We start from the raw sequence: 23,844 nt of genomic DNA, 5'->3' as shown, positions 1-23,844 counted from the left end.
AACCTCTTCGCGAGGAGCGTCACGGTGAGTCGACGCATCGTTGCCGTTGAGGGGAACCGGGACGTCCCGGTTCCCCTCAACGGCAACGATGCGTCGACTCACCGTGACGCTCCTCGCGAAGAGGTTGCCGTGCGGGGAGATCCCTCAGTCGAGGACGACGACCTGCCGGACGGCGCGGCCGTCGGCGAGCTCGTCCATCGCCTCGTTGAGGTCCTCCAGGCCGATCCGGCGGGTGATCAGCCGGTCGATCGGCAGCCGGCCCGCGCGCCACCACTCGACGAAGGTGGGGACGTCGCGCGCCGGGACGGCGGAGCCGAGGTAGCTGCCGATGACGGTGCGGGCCTCGGCGGTGACGACGGCCGGGGAGATCTCCGCGCGCGCCGCGGGGTCCGGCAGGCCGACGGTCACCGTCCGCCCACCCGGCCGGGTGGCCGCGAACGCGGTCTCGAAGGCGCGGGGGTGCCCGGCGCACTCCAGGGCGTGGTCGCCGCGGATCCCGAGGTCGGCGACCTCCGCGGGCGTGTGCGCCGAGGTGGCGCCCAGCTCCCGGGCGAGCTCGAGCTTGGACTCCAGGGCGTCGACGGCGATGACGGGGCCCGCGCCCAGGGCGACGGCAGCGAGCAGGGCGGACATCCCGACGCCCCCGAGGCCGACGACGACCACGGACGCCCCGGGCTCCGGGCGCACGGCGTTCAGCAGGGCGCCGCCGCCGGTCAGCACGGCGCACCCGAGCACGGCCGCCACCTCGGGCGGCACGTCGTCGTCGACGGGGACGAGGGAGGCCCGGTCGACGACGGCGTGGGTCGCGAACGCGGACACCCCCAGGTGGTGGTGCACGGGCGAACCGTCGCGGGTGAGGGCGTGCGAGCCGTGCAGCAGCGTGCCCGCGGTGTTCGACGCGGTGCCCGCGGAGCACGGCAGCCGGCCGCCGGTCCGGCAGCCGGCGCACGCTCCGCAGCGGGGCAGGAACGTCATGGTGACCCGCTGCCCCGGGCTCAGGTCGGCGACCTGCGCGCCCGTGCGCACGACCCGGCCCGCGGCCTCGTGCCCCAGCAGCATGGGCACGGGCCGGGTGCGGTGGCCGTTGACGACCGAGAGGTCGGAGTGGCACACGCCGGCGGCCTCGACCCGCAGCAGCACCTCGGTCGGGCCCGGCTCGGCCAGCTCGAGCCGGCTGATCGTCAGCGGGCGCGACGTGGCGTAGGGCCGCGGACGGCCGATCTCCTCGAGCACCGCACCGGTGATCTGCACGACCGCCTCCTCGCCTGTCGCGCCTGGTCCGTCCAAAGCCCGCGTCGGGCGCGGAACTCCGGCGACCGTACGCCGGGCTCCCGTGGCCCGAGCGCCCCGGCCGAACCTCAGCGCGCCGCGACGGCCGTCCGCTGCAGCGCCGTGCTCACGGGGGCGCCGATGCGCAGGCTGTTCACGGCGGTCAGCAGCAGCAGCGCGGCGCACACCAGGAGGCTGGTGCGCAGGCCCGGGAGGAAGCCCGCCGGCTCCGCGATCAGCGCCCCGAACACCGCGATGGCCACCGCCCCGCCGATCTGCCGGAACGTGTTGAACACGGCGCTCGCGGTCCCGGCCCGTTCCGGCGCCACGCCGTCGAGGACGACGCCCGTGACCGGCGGCATCGCCAGGGACCCCCCGGCGCCGACGGGGACGAGGGCGAGGGCGACCAGCCACGGCCAGCCGTCGGCGGGGTCCGTGGCCGCGGTCGCCGCGACGAGCGCCACGAGCCCGGCCGCCATCGAGAGCTGCCCGGCCACGACCGGCACCCGCGTCCCGAGGCGGTTCGTGACCGGTCCGCTGGCGAGGTTGCCGACGACGGCCAGCAGCGCCGCCGGCACGAAGACGAGCCCCGCGCGCAGCGGGCTCAGGCCCAGCTGCTGCTGCAGGAACAGGCTGATGACGAACACGTGGCCGAGGTTGGCGACCATGAAGGTGAACCCGACCGGCAGGGCCAGCCGCATCCCGCGGGCGGCGAACAGCTCCAGCGGCAGCATCGGGGCCCGGACCTGCGCCTGGACCCCCACGAACGCGGCGATCGCGGCGACGGCGACCGCGAGGGCGGCCAGCACCTCGGGTTCCGCGAAGCCGGAGTGACCACCCTCGATGAGCCCGAACACCAGCGCGGACAGCGCCACGACGGCGAGCACCTGCCCGGCGACGTCGAAGCGGGCCGGACGCACGGGGGAGGGGGCCACCAGCAGCAGCAGGCCGAGCATCAGGATCCCCACGGGGACGTTGATCGTGAAGATCCACCGCCAGTCGACGCTGGTCAGCAACCCGCCGAGGGGCTGTCCCAGCACGGCCGAGACGGCGCCGCCGACCGCCCAGATGCCCAGCGCCCGGGCGCGGCGGCGGGCGTCGGGGAACACCTCGCGGATGAGGGCCATCGACGCCGGGAGGACGATCGCGGCGCTCGCGCCCTGGGCGCAGCGCGCGGCGACCAGCGCCCCCGCGCCGGGGGCGAGCGCGCAGGCCGCGGAGGTGAGGGTGAAGGCGACGATGCCGACGACGAGGGCCCGGCGCGCGCCGATGCGGTCGGCGAGGTTGCCCGCGAACAGCAGCAGCGCCGCGAAGAGCAGGGTGTAGCCGTCGATGATCCACTGCTGCCCGCGGACGCCGCCGTCGAGCTGCTCGCGGATGCTGGCCAGGGCGACGTTGACGATGGACACGTCGAGGGTGATGAGGAAGAACCCCAGCGAGGCGACGGCGACGACGACCCGGGCCCGCGGACCGTCCGGGAGCTGCGCGTCCGGGGCCGGTGCGGTCGAGCTCGAGCGGGAGACCGCACCGCGCTGCGCCGGGGTGGTCGGGGAGCAGGAGGACTCGGTGCTGGACAGGTCGACCTCACGGGTGCGGCGGCGGGGGAGGCCCCCATCGTCGCAGCCGGGGCCCCGACCGGCCCGGTGGTCAGCTCGCGGGGGCCTCGTCGGGCCAGGTGATGCCGACCTTCCCGCCTGCGGCGGCGTCCGCGACCGCGTAGGCCTCGTCCGCCCGCTCCAGGGGGAAGACGTCGGTGACGACCTTCTCCGGGTGCAGGCCCCAGCGGGCGAGGTTCCTCAGCAGCTCGCCCATCCGCACCGTGGAGGAGACCCACGAGCCGTGGACGGTGAGCTGGCGGTGGATGAGGACCTCGCTCACGTCGACGCTGAGCTGCCCGCCCTCGCCGACGAGCGCCGCCCGGCCCCAGCGGCGGGTGTGGCGCAGCGCGGTGAGCTGCCCGAACCCGTTGCCGGAGCAGTCCACCGACGTCTCGGCGCCGTCGCCCAGGAGGTCGGTGAGCTCGTCGTCGCCGCCCGCGACGGCGGAGTCGACCGCACCCAGGCGCAGCGCGAGCTCGCGCCGCTGCGGGCTCGGGTCGGTGCCCACCACGAGGGAGGCGCCCATGGCTCTGCCCAGCAGCCCCGCGGCGAGGCCGACGGGGCCCAGGCCCACGACGAGCAGACGGTCGCGGCCGGACACGTCGAGGCGGCACAGCGCCTCGTACGCCGTGGCGAAGCCGCACGCGACGCACGCGCCGTCGAGGAAGGTCAGCTCGTCGGGCAGGACGAGCAGGTCCCGCTCCTCCGCGAGCAGCAGGTCGGCGTGCCCGCCGTCGCGCTGCCAGCCGTACGCCGCGCGCGTCGGTGCGGTGCAGCTGATCTGGTACCCCCGGCGGCAGTCGTCGCACTGCCCGCAGCCGCTGATGTGGTAGACGACGACGCGGTCGCCCACTCGGATCCGCCCCACGCCCTCGCCGACCGCGCTGACCCGTCCGGCGGGTTCGTGGCCGCCCACCACGCCCTGGTAGGCCTCCGGCCCCTCGCCCAGGTGCTCGCGGTAGATCGCCCGCAGGTCCGACCCGCAGATCGTCGAGGCGCGCATCGCGACGAGCACCTGCCCCGGGCCGGGCGTGGGGTCGGGAACCTCGCGGAGGTCCACCTCGCGGTGGCCGGGCAGGTAGGCGGCGTGCATCGGGACCTCCGGGGACGACGTGGAGCCGCCAGTCTGCTCATCCGTGCCGCCCGGTGGTGCGGCGGGGTTGCGGCGGTGCACGGCGGCCGGGCGGCCGTCGAGGACGCCCGCCTCGGCGAGGGTGAACGCCCCGGTGCACAGCCCGACGAGGCGGGCTCCGGGGTCGGCCGCGCGCCGGACGGCGGCGATCACGTCGGGGTGGTGCGCCGTGTCCACGTCCGGGCGGTTGGGCACCACGACGGTGTGCGCGGCGTCGAGCTCTTCGAGGTGCACGGGCCGGCCGTCGCGCAGCCCTGCGCGCTCGCTGTGCAGCGCGGCGAGGCAGTCGTAGGCCGCGGGCACGTCGGCGGCCCCGGTGACCCGGCGCACGGACCAGCCGTCGGCCCCGAACTCGCGGGTGAGGCGGTTGCGGGCGCGGCGCAGGGGCTCCTCGAGGGCACGCCGGCCGGTGGAGACGTCGACCTACCGCCGAGGTGCAGGACGGCGGCCGCCTTCGTGCGGCGCTGCAGCAGGGTGGAGGGGTGGTCGGGCAGCCACTCGGGTTCCGGCCACGGGGCGGCGGTTCCCAGCACGAGGCGCGAGCAGTCCCACGCGCCCTCCTCGGCGCACAGGCGCCCCACGACGGCGCGGGCGTGCCGCGAGCAGCGCCCGCGGGGACATCAGCCCGCTGGCGCCCACGCCCGCGGCGGGGAACGCCGTGAGCGCGCGTCCTCGAAGGACCGCAGGAACGCGGTGTTGTCGACGTGCCCGAAGGCGTCCGTGTCCGACCAGCGCAACGGGATCGGGACCGACACGTCGTGCGGCGGGCAGAGGTCGGCGGGAGTGCTCACGCGGCGCAGTCCGCCGCGGACGCACCCCCGGCGTCCGCGGCGGCGCGCGCGGTCAGGTCCGGAGGTCGACCGGGCCCCGGTGCACGGGCAGCCCCGCGGCGATCCAGGCCTCGACGCCCCCGGCCAGGTCCGTGGCGCGGTGCAGGCCGACGGCCCGCAGCGACGCGGCCGCGAGGCTCGAGCTGAACCCGTGGCGGCAGACGACGATCACCTGCCGGTCGGCGTCGACGGCCTCGGGGACGCGCCACGGAGACGTCGGGTCCAGCCGCCACTCCAGCACGGTGCGGTCGATCACGAGCGCGCCCGGGAACTCGCCCTGCTCCTCGCGGTGCGCGGGCGTGCGGGTGTCCACGACGAGCGCCCCACCGGTCTGCGCCGCCAGCACCTCGGCGGGGGACAGCCGCACGAGCCCGGCGCGGGCCGCGGCCAGGACCTCCTCGATGCCCACGCACCCAGTCTGCCCACCCCGCACCGGGCGTCCACCCGGACGCGGGCGTCCACCCCGACCCGGGCGGCGGGCCACCGCACACCGGCAGCGGCGCCCCGCTCACCCCGCGGGCGGGTGCGGCGCCCCGACCCGCTCCGCGGGGGCGGCACCCACCGCGCGCGGCTCGTCGTCGCGGCTCGCGGCGAGCAGCAGGAACAGCGGCACCCGTCGCCGCCGGCGGAGCTCGGTGTCGTCCCCGGCGGGGAAGCGCGTGGGGTCCGGGGCGCACTCCCGCAACGCCGTCAGGGTGAACCCGCTCGGGTTCGGGCCGGCGAGCACGTCGTGCCGGTGGCGCGTGTACCGCTCTCCGACGCCGTCGACGTCGTACGTCGGGACCTCCTGCGCGCGCTCGTCCACCCGGTGATCGTTCCACCGGCCCGCCCGGGCTGTCGACGACCCGCCGCCCCCGCGGGCCGGGGTCAGCGCCCGCCGTCCTCGCCCGCCGCCTCCCGACCCTCGGCGACGGCCTTGACGTGCGCGGCGCGGCGGCGCAGCAGCCGGGCCAGGTGGGGTGCCAGGACCCACCGGGTCACCACCGCCCCCAGCGGGCCCCCGGGCGCCGTGACCACGAGGTGGTCCGTCATCCGCGTGCGGCCCGCGTCGAGCGCGTCGAAGCGGTGCTCGTGGCGCAGCGCGCGGAACGGCCCGCGCACCTGCTCGTCGACGAAGCGGTGCGGACGCTCCCACGCCGTGACGCGCGCGGTCATGCTCCACCGCACCAGGAAGTGCCGCCCCCGGAACGTGACCTCGTCGCCCGGGCCCAGGTGCCGACGCCCGGTGCCGGTCGTCGCGGTCTCGCCGCTGCCCGCGAGGGAGGCGGTGTGCACGTCGACGTCCAGCTCCAGGTCGAAGACCACGGCCGGGGGAGCGTCCACGTCCGTCGTCACCCGGATCTGCGCCACGGACGCCACCCTACGAGCGCGCGAGCACCGGAGCGCCGCACGGCGCACCCCGCCCCGGCGCTCGCGGGCACCGCCCGGCGAGAACGCGGCCCGGGGGCGGGGCCGCTGCCGTAACCTCGCCGCGAGCCACCCGCACGGACGGAGAGGACGACGATGCCCCGCACCACCTCGACGCCGGAGGTGGCGCCGCGCCACCCCGCGGACGGTCACGACGTGATCCGCGTGCACGGCGCCCGCGAGAACAACCTGCGCGACGTCAGCGTGGAGATCCCCAAGCGCCGGCTCACGGTGTTCACGGGGGTGTCCGGGTCGGGCAAGAGCTCGCTCGTGTTCGCCACGATCGCCGCGGAGTCCCAGCGGATGGTCAACGAGACGTACAGCGCGTTCGTCCAGGGTTTCATGCCGACGCTCGCGCGGCCCGACGTCGACGTGCTGGAGGGGCTGACGTCCGCCATCGTCGTCGACCAGCGCCGCCTCGGCTCCGACCCGCGCTCGACGGTCGGCACCGTCACCGACGCGAACGCGTTGCTGCGCATCCTGTTCAGCCGGCTCGGCCGTCCGCACCTCGGCTCCCCGCAGGCGTTCGCGTTCAACGTCGCCTCGATCAGCGGTGCCGGCGCCGTCACCGTCCAGCGCGGCGGCCGGACCGTCAAGGAGCGCCGGGAGTTCCAGGTCACGGGCGGCATGTGCCCGCGCTGCGAAGGCCGCGGCGCGGTCTCCGACATCGACCTCAGCCAGCTCTACGACGACACCAAGTCGCTGAGCGAGGGGGCGCTGACGATCCCCGGGTACACGATGGACGGCTGGTACGGCCGCATCTTCGCCGGCTGCGGCTACTTCGACGTCGACAAGCCGATCCGGAAGTACACGAAGCGCGAGCTCGACGACCTGCTGCACCGGCCCCCGACCAAGATCAAGGTCGACGGCATCAACCTCACGTACGAGGGCCTGATCCCCAAGCTGCAGAAGTCGGTGCTGTCCAAGGACGTCGACGCCCTGCAGCCGCACGTGCGGGCGTTCGTCGAGCGCGCCGTCACGTTCGCGACGTGCCCGGAGTGCGACGGCACGCGGCTCAACGAGGGCGCCCGGTCCTCGAAGGTCGCGGGCCTCAGCATCGCCGACGCGTGCTCGATGCAGGTCAGCGACCTCGCGGCCTGGGTGCGGGGTCTGGACGAGCCCTCGCTCGCGCCGCTGCTGGCGTCGCTGACGAAGACCCTCGACGCCTTCGTCGGCATCGGGCTCGGCTACCTCTCGCTGGAACGTCCCTCCGGCAGCCTGTCCGGCGGGGAGGGGCAGCGCATCAAGCTGATCCGCCACCTCGGCTCGCCGCTCACCGACGTCACCTACGTGTTCGACGAACCCACCACGGGCCTGCACCCGCACGACGTGCAGCGCATGAACGACCTCCTGGTCGCGCTGCGGGACAAGGGGAACACCGTCCTGGTGGTCGAGCACGAACCCGAGACGATCGCCATCGCCGACCACGTCGTCGACCTCGGTCCCGGTGCGGGCTCGGCCGGCGGCACCGTGTGCTTCGAGGGCACCGTCGCGGGCCTGCGGGCCAGCGGCACCGCGACGGGCCGCCACCTCGACGACCGGACGCCGCTGAAGCCCGCGGTCCGGACCCCCACGGGCCGGATCGCGGTGCGCGGCGCCCGGACCCACAACCTTCGGGGCGTCGACGTCGACCTGCCGCTGGGCGTGCTGTGCGTGGTCACGGGGGTCGCGGGTTCCGGCAAGAGCTCGCTCGTGCACGCGTCGCTGCCCCCGGGCCACGACGTCGTCGCCATCGACCAGACCCCGGTCCGCGGGTCGCGGCGCAGCAACCCCGCGACCTACACGGGGCTGCTCGAGCCCGTCCGCAAGGCGTTTGCCAAGGCCAACGGCGTGAAGCCGGCGCTGTTCAGCCCGAACTCCGAGGGCGCCTGCCCCACCTGCAACGGCGCGGGCGTCGTCTACAGCGACCTGGCCCTCATGGCGGGGGTCGCCACGACGTGCGAGGAGTGCGAGGGCCGGCGCTTCGGCGCGTCGGTGCTCGAGCACCGCCTGGGCGGCCGTGACATCAGCGAGGTGCTCGCGATGTCCGTGGCCGAGGCGCGGGAGTTCTTCACCGGCCCCGCGGCCGGCACCCCCGCCGCCGTGGCGGTCCTCGACCGCCTCGCCGACGTCGGCCTCGGCTACCTCACCATCGGCCAGCCGCTCACGACCCTGTCCGGCGGCGAGCGGCAGCGCTTGAAGCTCGCGACCCACATGGGCGGCGGTCCCGGCGTCTACGTCCTCGACGAGCCGACGACCGGCCTGCACCTGGCCGACGTCCAGCAGCTCCTGGGCCTGCTCGACCGCCTCGTCGACGGCGGCACCTCGGTCATCGTCGTGGAGCACCACCTGGGGGTCATGGCGCACGCCGACTGGATCGTGGACCTCGGCCCGGGCGCGGGGCACGACGGCGGCCGCGTCGTGTTCGAGGGCACTCCCGCGGACCTCGTCGCGGCCCGCTCGACCCTGACGGGCGAGCACCTGGCCGCCCACGTGGCCGGATGAGGCGGGAGGGGCTGGCGTGCCGCCCCTGATGCCCGCCGAGGGCCACCCCCACGCGCGGACGTGGATGGCGTTCCCGCCGCCCAACGCCACCTTCGGCGAGGAGGGCGGCCCCGGGCTGCAGCGCGCCCGCGCGGCGTGGGCGGCGGTCGCCGCCGCCGTCGTCGAGCACGAACCCGTGACCGTGCTCCTCGACCCGGCCACCCCGGCCGCCGCCCGCGGACTGCTCGACCCGCGGGTGCGCACGGTCGAGGTCGCCCTCGACGACGCCTGGCTGCGCGACAGCGGACCCACCTTCGTCCACGCCGACGACGGCCTGCGCGCGGTGGACTGGCGGTTCAACGGCTGGGGCGCCCAGCCCTGGGCCGCGTGGGAGCGCGACGCCCTCGTCGCCGGCCGGGTCGCGGCCCTCGCGGGCACGCCCGCGAGGGCGTCCCGGCTGACGCAGGAGGGCGGCGGGTTCCACGTCGACGGCGAGGGCACGGTCCTGCTGACCGAGACCGTCCAGCGCGACCCCCGGCGCAACCCCGGCTGGTCGCGGGCCGACGTCGAGGCCGAGGTGCACGCGCAGCTCGGCACCACCACGGCCATCTGGCTGCCGCGCGGTCTCACCGCCGACGACGGCGGGTTCGGCACGCGCGGCCACGTCGACCTCGTCGCGACGTTCCCCCGGCCCGGCACCGTGCTCGTGCACACCCAGCCGGACCCCGGTCACCCGGACCACGCCGTCACCGCGGAGGTCACCGAGGTCCTCGCCCAGGCGCGCGACGCGCGGGGGCGGCGTCTTCAGGTCGTGGAACTGCCTGCCCCGCGGGTCGCCGAGGTGGACGGGGAGCTCGTGGACCACTCCTACGTCAACCACTACGTCGCGAACGCGGTGGTCGTGCTGTGCGCGTTCGACGACGAGAACGACGCGCGCGCCGCGGCCGTGGTGGCGCAGGCCTACCCCGGCCGCCGGGTCGTCCCGGTCGACGCGCGCGACGTGTTCGCCTTCGGCGGCGGGATCCACTGCATCACCCAGCAGCAGCCCGTCGTCCGCTGAACCGACTGCGCCGCAGGAGGTCGCGGGACCCAGGAGGCGACGGGACCCGGCCGGTCCCGGCGCTCAGGTCGCCCGGGCCTCGCGGCGGGCGTCCTTCGAGGCGTACATCCGGCTGTCGGCGAGCTGCAGCAGCTGCGGGAGGCCGCTGGCGCTGCCGGCGTCCGCGGGGAACGTGCTGACCCCGACGCTCGCGCTGATCCGGACCTCGCGGCCCTGCACGTCGTAGGGAGCGCCGACGGCGTCGGCGAGCTCGCCCGCCACCCGGGCCGCGACGGCCTCGGCCGTGGCCGCGTCCAGCCCGGTGAGGGCCACGAGGAACTCGTCACCGCCGAGGCGGGCGGCGAGGTCGCTGCGCCGCAACCGCGACTGCAGCCGGCGGGCCACCTGCACGAGCAGGTCGTCCCCGGCCGCGTGCCCCAGGCCGTCGTTGACGGCCTTGAACCCGTCGAGGTCCATGAACAGGACGGCGAACGCCTCGTCGCCGGAGGAGGCGTTCCACAGCGCCACCTCGACCCTGTCCTCGAACCGGCGGCGGTTCATCAGGCCCGTGAGGGAGTCGGTGAAGGCGAGCTGCTCGATGCGCGCCAGGTAGCTCTGGGCGCGGTCGCGCTCCTGCAGCAGCGCCCGCTCCGCCTCCACGCGGGCCGTCACGTCGTTCTGCACGCCGATGTACTGCACCACCCGACCGGCCGGGTCGGTGACGGGAGCCATGTGGATCTCGTTCCACCAGGGTGTGCGGTCCGGGCCCCGGTAGTTGAGCAGGGTCTCCCGGCACTCCGTGCCCCCGGCGATCGCGGCGCGCAGCCGGTTGATCGCGGCGACGTCGGTGTCCGGACCCTGCAGGAACCGGCAGTTGCGGCCCAGGAGCTCCTCGGAGCGGTAGCCGGACAGCTGCTCGAACGCGTGGTTGACGAACACCAGCGGCTGGTCGGGCTGGGTCATGTCCGCGATGGTGATGCCGCTGGTCGACGCGGCCAGCGCGCGGTGCAGGACGGGATCGGCCACGGTCAGCGGCGGGGCCGCGGGCACCGCCGCGGGCGCGGGCGCCGCGACCGGCGCGGGAGCCGCGGCCGCGTGGCGGGTTGGACCGTCGAGGGCGGGGGCGACGCGCGAGAGCAGGCTGTTGGCCGCGGCGACCACCGTGTCGCGCCGGTAGGTCAGGGCGTACTCGTAGGTGCGGTCCATGTCGGGGCCGTCGTCGCCGAGGTCGCGGGCCAGCAGCGCCGCGCTGAAGTGCGGGCTGACGACGACGACGTCCCACTCGCCGCGGATCGGGTCGTCGGGGGACAGGGCGGCGCCGCGCACCCCGGCGACCGGTTCCACGGGCAGGTCCTCGCCCAGGGCGCACACGAACCCCGTGCGCGCGACCAGGTCCCGGTAGCGCCGCGCGGTCGCGGGTGTGAAGTGGCGGGCCTCCTGGAACGTCGAGGCGACGACGCACGTCTCGCCCAGGCGCATGGCCTGGCGCTCGAGCTGCTTGCTGAGCTCGACGAGGAGGCGCTTGGGGGAGCGGCGCAGCTCGACGCCCGCGGGCAGGCACGCGAACGGTGACGGCGCGGCCTCGCGCGCGAGCGGTGGCGCGGGCAGGCGCAGCCGGCCGACCGGGTACTGGGTCGCGGGCCCGGCCGCGGGGCGGCCGAACAGCCAGCCCTGCCCGAGGCTCGCGCCGAGGGCGCGCGCGATGGTCAGGTGCTGCGGGGTCTCGATGCCCTCGGCCAGCACCAGGGCCCCGGTGCGCTCGGCGTAGTCGTTGACCGCGTTCATGATCTCGGCGATGACGGGGGAGGGGCGGTCCTGGACGAGGCGCAGGTCCAGCTTGACCACGTCGGGACGCAGCAGCGGCATGAAGGCCAGCGACGCCGCGTCGGCGCCCACGTCGTCCAGCGCGACGCCCCAGCCGAGGGCCCGGACGCGCTCGACGGTGCGCAGCAGTTCGGCCGGCCGGGTGGCGAGCGCGCGCTCGGTGATCTCCAGCACGATGCGCAGCTCGCGCGGGGCACCGTCGACGAGCGCCAGCAGGTCGTCGAGCGGCGCGGTGTCCAGGACCTCGGGCTCGACGTTGACGAACACGGTCAGCGGCTCCAGCAGGCCGTGCTCGACGGCCCCGCGGAAGGCCGCGGCGCGGCACGCCTGGTCCAGCTCGGCCAGCAGGCCCTCGGCCCGCGCGGCGGCGAACAGCCGGTCGGGCGTGGCGAGGGGCCCCTGCGGGCCGCGCGCCAGCGCCTCGTAGGCGACGACGGCGCCCGTGTCGAGGTCGACGATGGGCTGGAAGACGCTGACGACGGCGGCATCGGCCAGCACCTGTTCGACGGGCGTGCTCACGGACCACTCCTCTGGTTCAGCACCGAGGACGGCACCACCGGGTTCGGGCGCCGCGACTCGAGACGCCCCTGTCATCGGCAGCTCCCGCGCCGGGCTGTAGTCCGTGGGTGGCCGGGCCCGCCGGCGCCGGTCCTCAAACCTCGCGGAACGGCACCCCCAGCAGGCCTGCGGCCGCGCGGTAGTCGGCGCTGCGGTGGCCCACGGACAGCGCCCAGTGGTGCCCCACGCCGCTGGCGCTCCACGCGTCCACCCACTCGCCGGGGTCGCGGCCGAAGTCGACCCGGCTCGTCGTGTTGCCGATGCCGAGCAGCGGGCCCGGGACGACCTCGCCCTGCGAGGCGACGAAGACGAACGTCCCGTCGCGGTCCTGCCCGACGCCGAACGTCGTGACGGGACCCGGCTGGACGTCGAACTCGACGCTCACGCCCCAGCCCCGCTTGCCGTGGAACACCCCGAGACCGCGCAGCAGCGGGTCCCGTGCGCTGACCGCGAGGTGGGCGGGACCGTCGTGCCCCATCTCGACCACCCCGTCGGTGAAGTTCAGGGCCTGGATCTCGGTGAAGGAACCGCCCGCCCCGATCGCCTCGGAGGCCAGCTGCGCCACCGTGGTGCGCAGCTCGTACTCCCCCGTCACGGGGCGCCCCCGCGCGGTCAGCAGCGACGCGCCGAGGATCATCCCCGCGCCGAGCCGCTCGTGCTGCTCGCCGTCCAGTCCGCGGTGGTAGTAGGCGAGGGTGTCCAGCCCGAAGTCCTCCACCAGGCGGTCCAGGCCCACGGAGACCTTGGCGCCCCAAGCGAAGTCCTCGTCCACGACCGAGTCGTCGAGGCTGAAGACCGAGCGCGCGAGGTCCATCCGCTCCGCGACCTGGGCCTCGCCGACGTCCGCGACGCGCACCCGCAGGTCGTCGAACTCGAGCACCTCGACGTGGGAGCCGAACTGCGCCGACAGCAGCGTCATGTCCGTGGACACGTCGAGCATGCCGGGGTAGAGGTGGCCCATGAGCCCGTGCCGCGCGTGCCGCAGCGCGGCGCGCACCTGCCCGGCCCGCACCCACTGCCCGATGCGGCGCCACGCGTTCTCGTCGCGCAGCCAGCCCGAGACCGAGCGGAACGGGATCCCCGCGCGGCGGAACACGTTGCCGACCTCGGGCACGGGGCACTGCCCGCAGTAGGCCAGCCAGGCTCCGGTGTCGAACGTCTCGTGGTCCATGCGCTCGCTCGGCTGCAGGTCCACGACGAGCACGGGCGCCCCGGAGCGCTGCGCGATGGGCAGCACCATGGACGACGTCAGGTAGGTCGCGAGGAACACGACGATGAGGTCGCAGTCGGCCTGCCGCAACCGCTCCGCCGCGGTGTCGGCCTCGCGCACGTCGGAGACGAGGCCCACGTCGGTGACCTCGGCGCCGAGGGTCCCCAGCCGCTGCGCGACGTAGCGCGCCGAGGCCGTGAGCTGCGGGAGCAGGGTGGGGAACTGCGGCCAGTACGCCCCGAGGCCACCGGCGACGAACCCGATCCGCACGGGCCGGCGCACGGCGGGCGGCAGGAGCGCGTGCAGCGCGGCGCGCCGGTCGTCGGCCGCGGCGGGCCCGGGGACCTCGTCGCCGGGGGAGCGGTCGGCCGGGGTGCGCTCGACGGGGGTGCTGTCGACGGGTGTGCTCATGGAGTGGGTCCTCTCTGGCGTCCTCGCCGGGGCGCACCGCACGACGGCGTCGTCGGTGCGGGTCGTGCGCGGGCTCGCGGCGCTGCGTGCTGAGGTGGGTGCCGGTCCGCCTGGACTCGTCGTCCGGCGATGCTAGGGAGATTGGAACGATTTAACAAGGGCCGGCCGCGGGTCCGGACCGCCGTGGGGGAGCTGGGCTACAGTTCGAGCGCCCGGGAGGGTGCCGCTCCTCCCGGTACCGGGGTGCCCGCGGCCGGAGTGGGAGTGGTGAGCTGCGTCGTGTCCCGTCCCGCCCGCATCCAGGACGTGGCCGCGGCCGCCGGCGTGTCGCCCGCCACGGTGTCCAACGTCCTGAACCGTCCCGAGCGCGTCAGCGCCCAGACGGCCGAGCGCGTCCGCTCCGTCGTCGCGGCCCTCGACTACGTCGCCCACCCGGGGGCCGTGGGCCTGCGCAACGGGCGCGCCTCGACGATCGGCATCGTCCTGCCCGACCTCACGAACACCTTCTACTCGCGCATCGCGCGCGGGGCCGCGGACGCCGCGTTCGAGCACGGCTACTCGCTCGTGCTCTGCCACAGCGGTGACGACCCCGACCGCGAGCAGGCCTACTTCTCGATGCTCGCCGAGCAGCGCGCCGCCGGGGTGGTGGTCGTGCCCCTCACAGCGGACACGGGCCGGCTGTCGCGGTTGCGGCAGCGCGGCATCCCGCTCGTGCTGGCCGACCGGACGATGTCCACCGACGACGGGTGCTCGGTGGCCGTGGACGACGTCTCGGGCGGGCGCACCGCCGCGCAGCACCTGTTCGACGGCGGGGCCCGCGACGTCCTGGTCGTCAACGGCGGCCGCGCGATCCGCCAGTGCGTGGACCGCTACCAGGGTGCGCGGCAGGCGGCCCGCACGCGCCGGGGCACCCGGTTGCGGCAGGTGGTGGTGCAGGCCATGACCGTCGAGGCGGGCGTGGAGGCCGGGCGGGCCCTGGCCCGCGGCACCGACCGGCCCGACGCGGTGTTCTGCACCAACGACCTGCTCGCCGTGGGGTTGTGCCGGGGGCTGCTCGAGGAGGGCGTGGCCGTGCCCGGGGACCTGCACGTCGTCGGGTTCGGCGACCTCGACGTCGCCAGCATCGCCACGGTGCCTCTGACGACGGTGCGCCAGCCCGTCGAGGAGCTCGGCCGCGCCGGGGTCGACCTGCTGGTGGACGAGGTCGAGGCGCGCGAGGAGCACGAGCACGAGGCGCGCATCTTCATGCCGCAGCTCGTCGTGCGCGCCTCCGCCGCGGCTCCCGCCGTGGCGGCCTCGACCTCCTGAGCGGTGCCCCGGTGCCGCTCGCCACGACCGGCGCACCCCGAGGGCCGAAGCCTCTTGAAAGGATTTAATCGCGGGGCTACGGTGAGGCCGAGCACCCGGGGACCGGCCGTCCACGGCTCACCACCGGCCGGGCCCGCGGCGGAACTCCGACGGGCAGCCGTCGTCCTGCAGCACCGCAGCCGTCCAATGGAGGACACCATGCGCACACCGCTCACCGTCGCCACCCTCGCGGCCCTCGCCCTCGTCGCGACGTCCTGCAGCTCCGGTCCCCAGTCGGCCGCGCAGGGCGCCGGGGACGACCAGACCCTGCGGGTCACCAGCATCTCCGACTCCCCGGGCACCGACGCCGTCGTCGCCGCCTTCGAGAAGGCGAACCCGGGCGTGAAGGTCCAGCTGGACTCCGCGCCGGTCGACGCCGTCCAGACCAACATCCGCACCCAGCTGTCCTCCGGGACGGCACCGGACGTGTTCATCGTCTGGCCGGGTGACGGCAGCCCCACCGCCGTCCGCGTCGTCGCGGGCGCCGGCTACCTCGCCGACCTGAGCGCCGAGCCGTGGGTGGCCACGGTGCCCGAGGGCATCAAGCCCCTGCTCGGGGCGGAGGGCAAGACGTACCTGGCGTCGTCCACCGTCGCGGCGATCACCCCGATCTACAACCAGGCGGCCATGACCGAGGTCGGCGTCACGCCGCCGACCACGTGGTCGCAGCTGCTGTCGATGTGCGACGCGGCGAAGGCCAAGGGCAAGGTCGCCTTCGCCCTGGGCAACCAGACGAACTGGATCACCCAGCTCATCGACTACGCCCTCGCGGCCACCCTGGTCTACGGGAAGGAGCCGGACTTCCCCGCGCAGATGGCCGCGGGGAAGGTGACCTTCGCCGACTCGGGCTGGAAGACGACGATGGACAAGTACCTGGAGATGAACTCCCGGGGGTGCTTCAACCCCAACCCGCTCGGCACCAGCTACGAGTCCTCGCTGACGATGGTCGCCAAGGGTGAGGCCCTCGGCGTCGTGCAGGTCAACTCCGCACTGCCGCAGCTGCAGTCCCAGGCGGCCCCGGGCACCCAGTTCACGACCGCCGCGCTGCCCGCCACCGACGACCCGGCCGAGACCGTGATGCCCCTCGCGGCCGGCGCGGGGTTCGCCGTGAACGCCAAGGCGAAGAACATGGAGCTGGCCAAGAAGTTCGTCGCCTTCACGATGTCGCCCGAGGCGCTGAAGATCAACGCGGAGAGCGGCAACCAGCTGTCGTCGATCCCGCTGGCCGACGTGAAGGCCGACCCCGCCTTCGACGCCATCCTCGCGGCTCAGGAGAGCGGGCGCACGACGCCGTTCATGGACCAGAGCTGGCCGAACGCGCGCGTGCAGCAGACCCACTTCACGGTCGTGCAGCAGATCTTCTCCGGCTCGGCCACGGTGCCCGAGGCACTGGCCGAGATGGACAAGGCGTACGAGCAGGGCTGAGCACCACCCCGGTGACCCCGCGGTGCGGGGTCACCGGGGCTCCCCGGCCCACCCTCTCCCTGCGTCTCCAGGAGCCCCCATGAGCAGTCCCGCTCTCGCGGAGGTCACGACGACCGAGCCGCCCGCCCCGCCGGTGCCGCGGCGCAGGACGCGGCGGACCGCCCCCTGGTGGTTCCTGGCGCCGGCCCTCGCGTTCTACCTCTTCGTGGTCATCGTCCCCAGCGTCCAGGGGACGGCGTTCGCCTTCACCGACTGGGACGGCCTGGCCCAGGTCAAGAACTTCGTCGGCCTCGACCAGTTCCGCCGCATCCTCGACGACAGCGCCGCGACCGGCGCGATCGTCAACACGCTCGTCATCGGCGTCGGCATCACCGTCGTGCAGAACCTCGTGGGTCTGCTGCTGGCGCTCGGGGTGCACAGCCGCATCAAGACCCGCAACCTGCTGCGGGTGCTGCTGTTCGCCCCCGCGGTCATCACCTCCGTGGCCACCGGCTACCTGTGGCAGAACCTCATGACCACCGACGGGGGGCTCAACCAGCTCCTGGACCTGGTGGGCCTCGGGGCGCTGCGCCAGGACTGGCTCGGCAACGCCGACATCGCGCTGTACTCGGTCATCGGCGTCATCGTGTGGCAGTTCGCCGGCTACTCGATGGTCATCTTCCTGGCCGGTCTGCAGGGCATCCCCGAGGAGCTCGTCGAGGCCAGCTACGTGGACGGGGCCGGCCCCTTCCGCCGGTTCTGGTCGATCGTGCGGCCGCTGCTGGCGCCCGCGTTCACGATCAACCTGATGCTGTCCATCATCGGCGGGCTCAAGCTGTTCGACCAGGTCTGGGTCATGACGGGCGGTGGGCCGGGCGGAGCGACGGACACCATGTCGACGCTGATCTACAAGAACGCCTTCCAGTTCAACGACTTCGGCTACGGCATCGCCATGGCGCTGGTCCTGACGCTCTTCGTCGCGGTCATCTCCGGCGTGCAGTACCGCCTCCTCGGCCGGCAGGGGAAGTGACGTGAAGCGCTACACGTGGAGGACCGCCGTCCTCGAGCTCGTCATGGTCGTCGTCGGCCTGGCGTTCGTGTTCCCCGTCTACGTGCTGGTCAACGTGTCGCTCAAGCGGCCCGACGACCAGAGCTCCGACCTCCTGCCCACGTCGGCGATCACCTTGCGCAACTACGCCGACGCCTGGCAGCAGGCGGGGCTGGGCGGGGCGTTCGTCAACAGCGCCGTGGTGACGATCGTGAGCGTCGCGCTCATCGTCGTGCTGTCCGCGCTGGCCGCCTACCCGCTGGCCCGCGTGGGCCGGGCCTGGTCGCGGTGGGCCTTCCTCTTCTTCCTGCTCGGCCTGCTGCTGCCGTTCCAGCTGGCGCTCATCCCGCTCTACCAGACCATCCGCGACGTCGGGCTGCTCGGCACGGTGTGGTCGCTCGTCGTCGTCTACGTCGGCCTGCAGATGCCGTTCTCGGTGTTCCTCTACGTCGGCTTCCTGCGCGTCCTGCCGCCCGAGTACGAGGAGGCCGCCGCGATCGACGGGGCCGGACCGCTGCGGATGTTCGCCTCGGTCGTGTTCCCCCTGCTGCGGCCCATCACGGGAACGGTCGTCATCCTCAACGCCATCGCCATCTGGAACGACTTCCTCACGCCCCTGCTCTACCTGTCGGGGACGCAGCAGCAGACGCTGCCCGTGGCCCTCTACAGCTTCGTCGGGCAGTACCTGCAGCAGTGGAACATGGTGTTCGCGGGGCTCGTCATCAGCATCGTGCCGATCCTCCTGGTCTACTTCCTCATGCAGCGCAGCATCATCCAGGGCTTCGCGAGCGGCCTGAAGGGCTGAGGTGCGCGGCCTCGGGCTGGGCACGGCCGGGTTCGCGTTCCGTCCCGCGGCCACGGCGTCCGGGTGCCTGGCCACCGTGGCCGCGGGGCTCGAGGCGGGGGTGCGCCTCATCGACACCGCCCCCGCCTACACGACGGCCGACGAGCCGTCGTGGGCGGAGACCCTCGTGGGCCGCGCGCTGGCCGCGGCGGGCCCCGTGCCGGGGCTGGTGGTGGCCACCAAGGGCGGGCACCACCGCCGGGGGGCGGAGTTCCCCGTCGACGCTCGGCCGGAGGTCCTGCGGCGCGACTGCGAGGCGAGCCTGCGCTTCCTCGGCGTGGAGCGCCTCGACCTCTACCAGCTGCACCGCGTCGACCCCGCCGTGCCGCTCGCCGAGAGCGTCGGCGCGCTGGCCGAGCTGCGCGCGCAGGGCAAGGTCGCGGCCGTCGGCCTGTGCAACGTGACCCTCGCGCAGCTGCAGGAGGCGCGGCGGACCACGGACGTCGCGACCGTGCAGAACCACCTGAGCCACGCGCGCGCGGGGGACCTCGCGACGGCCCGCGCCTGCGCGGCGACGGGCACGACCTACCTCGCGCACACGCCCTTCGGTGCCCCGGGCTCGCCGCCCCCCGCACCGGACGACCCGCGCGTCGTCGTCGCGCAGCGCCACGGGGTCTCGGTGCAGCAGGTCACCCTCGCGTGGCTGGCCGCCGTCGCCCCGGACGTCGTGCCCCTCGTGGGCTGCACGCGCACGAGCACCCTGCACGACTCGCTGGCCGCCGCGGGGCTCGCCCTGGAGGCGGGCGACCTCGCGCTGCTCGGCCCCGGCGGAACCGCCGGGACCTGGGTCCGCGACGAGCCACCCGCCTGAGCGACCGGCGTCCGGCCGGCACACCGGCCCGAGGAGGTCCGAGCCCTCCTGCGACGGGAACACCCCACCGTGGGCGTGGACTGCAGGACGCAGGGCTCCAGTGTCACGTACCCGGTGAGCTGGACCTCGACGGTGCCGCGCGCGGCCCGGGCAGGTCGCGCGTCCAGGGGACGCAGGAGAGGCCACGACTGTCCGGTCGTCCAAGACGCGCGTGTGCTTCTCGAGCCGGTCGGCGCCGGCACCCGACTCGACGTGAACCCCGACTGACGGCCGGACACCTGCGAGAACCTCGAGTCGCAGGTGGCGTCGACCCACCACACTCCGGCTGTCCATCCTCAGTCATCGTCGAGGTGCTCGACGTGGCGCTCGACTGCGGCTACCCACCGTCCTGGTCCCAGGACGGGTAGCTGGGCCGGAGAACAGCCCTTCGACATCGGACCAGGAGCGTCGGGAACGTACGTTCACCGGCACAGGCGCGCCGGCGCGGCCGGCGACCGTGATCGTGACGCCTGCTCCTGCGTGGACGCGACGGACGAGGTCGGAGTTTCGTCGGCGGAGTTCGTGCCGTCCGACGGTCGTCGTGGCGTGGTGGTGACACTCGTGCTGCTGCGTGGTCCGGCGTACACGACGCGGGACGACCCGAACTCTCGTCAGTCGTCGAAGACGGACCAGCAGATCGTGTTGCGCTTGACCTGGTCTTCCAACACCAGCGCCCTGACCCGGCCAGGGAGCCGCTCGCGCTGCCAGTCCCGTTCCCACCGTCCTGCGGCGGGACTCAACGGATCCGCTGCCCGCACCGCTCTGATCGCGTAGGCCGCCGCGCCGAGTTCGTGCTCGGGTACGTGAGGGACGCACGCGGCCTGACCGGCTGCGTAGGCGGCGTAGCGAGCCGCTCCCCGCAACGGGCGAGCCGCCCCCATCGCGTGTCCGCCGCGGGCGCGGGTGTCCATCATCCCGAGGCTGCCGTCGACCCAGGCGCGTACTGCCGCGATGGCCTCGCGTGGCCGGGTGTCTGAGGGCTGCTCGTCGTCGAAGAGGTGCAGGACGTGGTCGGCGCACTCAGCGGCCCACAGCGCGAGGAGCCGGTGGTCGTCGTCGCTGAGTCCTCCGCCACGGCGGATCGTGATCAGGCGTGGGTCGCGGACCTTCGGGAGGATCACGCGACCAGCGTGCCACTCGTGCGGGAGCGGCAGCGTCCGCCGCTGCGCCCCGGTCATGCGTCCCTCCTGTGCGCAGCAGCTTCGCCGCCGTCGTCCGTCGTCACCTCACCCGCCGGTCGGCTCCCGTCGGCGTCGCCCAGGTGGGTCAGAGCGGAGCAGGCGGCCCCGCCCGCCTCCTCGACGCTGCCTGCTGCTGCTTGCCCACCCATCGACCGAGCGGGGCAGTCCGCAGTGGCTCGCCCGACAGGACCGCGACGCCCTGGCGAGTGACGTGGCTGAGCGCCCCGCGCCGCGACAGGACCGCGACGTCACCCGCAGGGCGCCACAGCGATGACCGTGCGCCGCAGGGTTCGTCTGGCTTCCCCCTGGGGCACCGACCGGGGCGCCGAGCTCGACCGGCTGGCCGTCGGGAGCGACCCCGGGTGCTCACCGCGCCCGGGGCACGATGCCCGTGCGCCCTTGCCACGCGCCGTGCTCCGAGATCGGCCGGAACCGGAAGGTCGCGAACTCGTGGTGGAAGTCGCGGCGATCGCGCTCGACCATCGCCGCGGCGTGCCGCTGCGGCTGCTGGACCGCCGACCCGCCGTGCACCATCTCCTCCATCTCCCGCACGGAGCGCCAGACGGAGAAGGTGGCGATCGTGCGTGGAGGCCGGAGACCGGCCAGGGCGAGGGTCGTCCCGGGGTGGTCACGGACGAGCCGCTCGACGGGCTTGCCCCAGTGCAGGAAGCGCGGCACCTCCCGCATGCGCATCCGAGCCACGGTGACGGCGACGACCGGCTCGTCGGGGTCCCAGTCGCCGGCTCGCACCGGTAGCCCGGGCAAGGCCGCCAGGGTGGACCAGCGTCGCAGGAACTCCAAGCGCACGTGCCAGCCGTCGGCGAGGTGGCGCCCCAAAGTGTCCTCGCGGAGGAACCTGTCCAGTGCTGACTCGTCGCTCCACTGGGCGAACACGGCCAGACGAGTGAGCTGCAGGCGGTCGGGGGACAGTGTCGGCGCGCCGAGCCGCATCTGGGCCAGCGGTTCGAAGTGAGCCAGTCCGGCCACGGTCCGGCCGGACGGTTGCCGCGTCAGCGCCCGCGCCGTCACCCGGGGTGGGAGCTCGGCCAGGTGCACGCTGTAGACGGTCACCACGCGCGCTCCGACCGGTGGTGGAGCCCGACCGCCGACAGCGGACGGCAGCTCCGGGACCAGCGGTCCATCGCGCGGGACATGGGAACGATTCTGACACTCTGTGGGCGTACGCGGAGCTCAGTACCAGTGATCCCCGGCGGGCCCCGCTCGCCCCGCCCGCTGACGTAGGCCAGTGCGAGGATGCCCCGTGAGAAGGCTCACGGGAGCGGAAGCACCACCTCGGGGGACCACGACAGCACGCCCGATCGCCGAGCTGGGCGCGAGCCCTCCAGGAGCGCGGCGGCGGGTTCTGGCCCCGCGTCGACGCCGACGTGATGCAGGCAGCCAGCGCGGCAGTGGCTGAGGTCGCCCGCTGGACGGAGTGGCGGCAGCTGGGGAGCCGACCCCACCGGACCCGGCCACGTCGTCGTGGCTGACGGCGGTCACGACGTCCACCTCGACCAACCTCAGGCGTGGGCACAGCTCCTACGCCGCTACCGGCACACCGCCTGTGCTGCGCCCATCCGCTCACGCGACAGGCTGATCTCCCGATGCGATCGGGCACCAGGAGCCTCCTGTCCTGGGTAGCGTGACGATGATGGCGCGCACGCTGCTCTACCTCGTCCGCCACGGCGAGCAGGACCCGGCTGGTGTCGAGGCCGACACGGGGCTGTGCTCGCTCGGCGTCGAGCAGGCCCATCGGCTCGGCCGTCGGCTGGCCGCGGTCGACTTCGCCCAGATCCACCACAGCCCACTGGCCCGTGCTGCCCAGACCAGTGAGGTCCTCGCCCACCACCTGCCACGAGTCCCGCGCCACGTGTGCGACATGGTCGCCGACCGCACCCCGGCGCCTTCACCTGCGCGGCAGGGCGACTACCCGGCACGGTGGTTGCCGTGGCTGGACAACGTGCCCGAGCAGGAGCGCGACGAGGACGCAGCTGACCTGCGCGGGGCCGTGGCGCACTTCGGGGCCGTGGGTGAGGAAGATCGCAGCGAACTGCTGGTCACCCACAACTTCGTCATCGGATGGTTCGTCTCCCACGCGCTGCGGGCTCCGATGTGGAGCTGGATGAACCTGGACTCGGCCAACTGCGGGCTGACCACCGTGAGGTGGGAGAACGGTCAGGCGCCGAAGCTGGTGGCGTTCAACGACACCGGCCACCTGTGATGCGGGAACCGGCGGTTCCGTGAGCCCGTCTGGACGTCGGACCTGACCGTGCGGTAGCTGGACGGCGGTCAGGCCTCGTCCACCTCGAAGCGGACGACGACGGTGGTCGTCACTGGACGAGTCGGGGTAGTACTCGCGCAGGTCCCGCGCCGGGAGTGGTCACGGTGATCCTGTGGATGGCCGTGGTCTCGTTCATCACCACTCGGTTCGGGATGGGGTGGACATGGACGGTTGCTGCCGTCATCCTCTCGAGCACAACCGTGATCTGCCTGGCCTCCACCTGGCGCGACGCCCGCGGGACCCCGAGTTCCTCGCGGACCGTCCTGAACGGTGACGGGTTGGCGATGTTGCGTCGTGGCCGAAGCGTCCGGAGTCGCTGGCGTCGGCGCCGTCCTCAGGAGTCGTCCCACACGGCGCCCGCAACTACCTCGGGCGTGCAGCGGTGGGCGTGTCGGGTGACCGCGCTAGCGCGACCAGAGGCATCACGCCTTCGCGCGACCAGCGGGATGACCGTGGAGTTGTCGGGGGCGTGAGCGGACCGAGCGCCTCGCTCCGCGGCCTGTAGGGATGTGTCGTCTGCGAGACGCTCACTGGTCGAACTCGTGGGACTCGAGGACCGGTTCGCGCCAACTCCAGGCCAGGGCAGCGGCGGGCAGCATGGTGGCGGTGAGGGAGGTGGCGACGACCAACACCGGCCAGCCCGAGGTCTTGAGGAGCTGCACGCCTGCTTCCTGCGCCAGGAGGTTGTCGAGGACCGCCAGGACTGCCAGGACACCCAGCAACGACAGGGTGAGGCGGAAGCCGCGTCGGTAGGCGTGGTCGCGGTCGCTGATCTCGCGTTCGTCGAGCAGGTTCTCCTGTGCATCGCCCAGCATCCGCGTCGCGCGGCGCAGCACGGTCAAGGCGTAGCTGACCGGGGCGGTGGCACATGCGACCAGCCCCAGGTCGAAGTCCCCGACGGTAGCGGCCAGGACACCGGAGGCGAAGGTGGCCGCGGGGAGCAGGGCGAGGGCGCGGCGGGCGGTGCGGGTGGCCAGCCACGCCGGCAGCGGCTGCTGGCGTTGTTCCTGGAGTCGGGCGTGGGTAGCGGCGCGTCGGTGCGCACGGTATTCGGTCCCGATGGGGTTCATGTGCTGGCTCCTGCCTGGGCGGGCACTGCCGTCGGTGCCTCAGCGGGCGCCGTGGGGGATGTGGGGGCGGTGTAGAGC

At 74.3% G+C, this 23,844-nt stretch carries 20 protein-coding genes; 8 read left to right on the top strand and 12 right to left on the bottom strand.

Annotated elements, in window-relative coordinates; translation table 11 throughout:
• Positions 1-144: 144 nt before the first annotated feature.
• From GTR02_RS07015 to GTR02_RS06980, 7 genes are all read right to left on the bottom strand, one after another.
• On the bottom strand, positions 145-1,251 hold the full coding sequence (locus GTR02_RS07015) for an alcohol dehydrogenase catalytic domain-containing protein (protein WP_166606762.1): 1,107 nt from the start codon (positions 1,249-1,251) through the stop codon (positions 145-147).
• Positions 1,252-1,358: 107 nt separating this feature from the next.
• Positions 1,359-2,705: an MFS transporter gene (locus GTR02_RS07010; RefSeq protein WP_205708790.1), complete on the bottom strand. Its 1,347-nt coding sequence runs from the start codon at positions 2,703-2,705 to the stop codon at positions 1,359-1,361.
• Positions 2,706-2,916: 211 nt separating this feature from the next.
• Complete coding sequence (locus GTR02_RS07005) at positions 2,917-4,329, bottom strand: alcohol dehydrogenase catalytic domain-containing protein (RefSeq protein ID WP_338073637.1); 1,413 nt, start codon at positions 4,327-4,329, stop codon at positions 2,917-2,919.
• A 290-nt stretch (positions 4,330-4,619) separates the two neighbouring features.
• Positions 4,620-4,790, bottom strand: coding sequence for an acyl-CoA thioesterase family protein (locus tag GTR02_RS22385; protein ID WP_205708786.1), 171 nt, complete (start codon positions 4,788-4,790; stop codon positions 4,620-4,622).
• A 52-nt stretch (positions 4,791-4,842) separates the two neighbouring features.
• Positions 4,843-5,238 carry a rhodanese-like domain-containing protein gene (locus tag GTR02_RS06990; protein ID WP_166606761.1) on the bottom strand — a complete coding sequence of 132 codons (396 nt, stop codon included), beginning with the start codon at positions 5,236-5,238 and terminating at the stop codon, positions 4,843-4,845.
• 99 nt (positions 5,239-5,337) lie between these two features.
• Positions 5,338-5,634 carry a hypothetical protein gene (locus GTR02_RS06985; RefSeq protein ID WP_166606760.1) on the bottom strand — a complete coding sequence of 99 codons (297 nt, stop codon included), beginning with the start codon at positions 5,632-5,634 and terminating at the stop codon, positions 5,338-5,340.
• A 62-nt stretch (positions 5,635-5,696) separates the two neighbouring features.
• Positions 5,697-6,179: an SRPBCC family protein gene (locus GTR02_RS06980; RefSeq protein WP_166606759.1), complete on the bottom strand. Its 483-nt coding sequence runs from the start codon at positions 6,177-6,179 to the stop codon at positions 5,697-5,699.
• 153 nt (positions 6,180-6,332) lie between these two features.
• On the opposite strand from GTR02_RS06980, the gene GTR02_RS06975 reads away from it, so the two are divergent.
• Both GTR02_RS06975 and GTR02_RS06970 read left to right on the top strand, forming a co-directional pair.
• Positions 6,333-8,720: an ATP-binding cassette domain-containing protein gene (locus GTR02_RS06975; RefSeq protein WP_166606758.1), complete on the top strand. Its 2,388-nt coding sequence runs from the start codon at positions 6,333-6,335 to the stop codon at positions 8,718-8,720.
• Between the two features lie 28 nt (positions 8,721-8,748).
• A complete protein-coding gene (locus GTR02_RS06970; RefSeq protein ID WP_166606765.1) occupies positions 8,749-9,759 on the top strand; it encodes an agmatine deiminase family protein in 1,011 nt (336 codons plus the stop codon).
• A gap of 63 nt (positions 9,760-9,822) precedes the next feature.
• Here the strand turns inward: GTR02_RS06970 and GTR02_RS06965 are convergent, their stop codons facing one another.
• Together GTR02_RS06965 and GTR02_RS06960 are read right to left on the bottom strand one after the other, a co-directional pair.
• Positions 9,823-12,081, bottom strand: coding sequence for an EAL domain-containing protein (locus tag GTR02_RS06965; protein ID WP_338073635.1), 2,259 nt, complete (start codon positions 12,079-12,081; stop codon positions 9,823-9,825).
• A gap of 133 nt (positions 12,082-12,214) precedes the next feature.
• Complete coding sequence (locus tag GTR02_RS06960) at positions 12,215-13,741, bottom strand: L-fucose/L-arabinose isomerase family protein (protein ID WP_166606756.1); 1,527 nt, start codon at positions 13,739-13,741, stop codon at positions 12,215-12,217.
• A gap of 279 nt (positions 13,742-14,020) precedes the next feature.
• Here GTR02_RS06960 and GTR02_RS06955 point away from each other — a divergent pair, with 279 nt between their 5' ends.
• The 5 genes from GTR02_RS06955 to GTR02_RS06935 all read left to right on the top strand — a co-directional run bounded on the left by GTR02_RS06955 (position 14,021) and on the right by GTR02_RS06935 (position 19,195).
• Positions 14,021-15,049 carry a substrate-binding domain-containing protein gene (locus tag GTR02_RS06955; RefSeq protein ID WP_205708785.1) on the top strand — a complete coding sequence of 343 codons (1,029 nt, stop codon included), beginning with the start codon at positions 14,021-14,023 and terminating at the stop codon, positions 15,047-15,049.
• A 198-nt stretch (positions 15,050-15,247) separates the two neighbouring features.
• Positions 15,248-16,513: an ABC transporter substrate-binding protein gene (locus GTR02_RS06950; protein WP_205708784.1), complete on the top strand. Its 1,266-nt coding sequence runs from the start codon at positions 15,248-15,250 to the stop codon at positions 16,511-16,513.
• A 79-nt stretch (positions 16,514-16,592) separates the two neighbouring features.
• Positions 16,593-17,522: a carbohydrate ABC transporter permease gene (locus GTR02_RS06945; protein WP_166606753.1), complete on the top strand. Its 930-nt coding sequence runs from the start codon at positions 16,593-16,595 to the stop codon at positions 17,520-17,522.
• Position 17,523: 1 nt separating this feature from the next.
• Positions 17,524-18,345 (top strand): ABC transporter permease subunit, encoded by an 822-nt coding sequence (locus GTR02_RS06940; protein ID WP_205708783.1) that lies wholly within the window; start codon positions 17,524-17,526, stop codon positions 18,343-18,345.
• A gap of 1 nt (position 18,346) precedes the next feature.
• Positions 18,347-19,195, top strand: coding sequence for an aldo/keto reductase (locus GTR02_RS06935; protein ID WP_166606752.1), 849 nt, complete (start codon positions 18,347-18,349; stop codon positions 19,193-19,195).
• A gap of 650 nt (positions 19,196-19,845) precedes the next feature.
• Here GTR02_RS06935 and GTR02_RS06930 read toward each other — a convergent pair.
• Complete coding sequence (locus GTR02_RS06930; RefSeq protein ID WP_166606751.1) at positions 19,846-20,355, bottom strand: putative immunity protein; 510 nt, start codon at positions 20,353-20,355, stop codon at positions 19,846-19,848.
• 426 nt (positions 20,356-20,781) lie between these two features.
• On the bottom strand, positions 20,782-21,486 hold the full coding sequence (locus tag GTR02_RS06925; protein ID WP_166606763.1) for a hypothetical protein: 705 nt from the start codon (positions 21,484-21,486) through the stop codon (positions 20,782-20,784).
• A gap of 580 nt (positions 21,487-22,066) precedes the next feature.
• Here GTR02_RS06925 and GTR02_RS06920 point away from each other — a divergent pair.
• Positions 22,067-22,636 (top strand): histidine phosphatase family protein, encoded by a 570-nt coding sequence (locus GTR02_RS06920; RefSeq protein WP_166606750.1) that lies wholly within the window; start codon positions 22,067-22,069, stop codon positions 22,634-22,636.
• A 587-nt stretch (positions 22,637-23,223) separates the two neighbouring features.
• Here GTR02_RS06920 and GTR02_RS06915 read toward each other — a convergent pair.
• Positions 23,224-23,766, bottom strand: coding sequence for a hypothetical protein (locus GTR02_RS06915; protein ID WP_166606749.1), 543 nt, complete (start codon positions 23,764-23,766; stop codon positions 23,224-23,226).
• Positions 23,767-23,844 lie beyond the last annotated feature (78 nt).

Source organism: Kineococcus siccus (assembly GCF_009906795.1).
GTDB classification, from domain to species: Bacteria; Actinomycetota; Actinomycetes; order Actinomycetales; family Kineococcaceae; genus Kineococcus; species Kineococcus siccus.
Note: the sequence above shows the minus strand (reverse complement) of the source record. Positions and strands in the feature narration are given on the sequence as shown.

What these genes read in the sequence shown, in the direction of transcription:
- GTR02_RS06975 (WP_166606758.1), top strand. Translation starts at nt 6,333, where the DNA reads ATGCCCCGCACCACCTCGACGCCGGAGGTGGCGCCGCGCCACCCCGCG.
- GTR02_RS06970 (WP_166606765.1), top strand. Translation starts at nt 8,749, where the DNA reads ATGCCCGCCGAGGGCCACCCCCACGCGCGGACGTGGATGGCGTTCCCG.
- GTR02_RS06960 (WP_166606756.1), bottom strand. Translation starts at nt 13,741, where the DNA reads ATGAGCACACCCGTCGACAGCACCCCCGTCGAGCGCACCCCGGCCGAC.
- GTR02_RS06950 (WP_205708784.1), top strand. Translation starts at nt 15,248, where the DNA reads ATGCGCACACCGCTCACCGTCGCCACCCTCGCGGCCCTCGCCCTCGTC.
- GTR02_RS06945 (WP_166606753.1), top strand. Translation starts at nt 16,593, where the DNA reads ATGAGCAGTCCCGCTCTCGCGGAGGTCACGACGACCGAGCCGCCCGCC.
- GTR02_RS06920 (WP_166606750.1), top strand. Translation starts at nt 22,067, where the DNA reads ATGGCGCGCACGCTGCTCTACCTCGTCCGCCACGGCGAGCAGGACCCG.
- GTR02_RS06915 (WP_166606749.1), bottom strand. Translation starts at nt 23,766, where the DNA reads ATGAACCCCATCGGGACCGAATACCGTGCGCACCGACGCGCCGCTACC.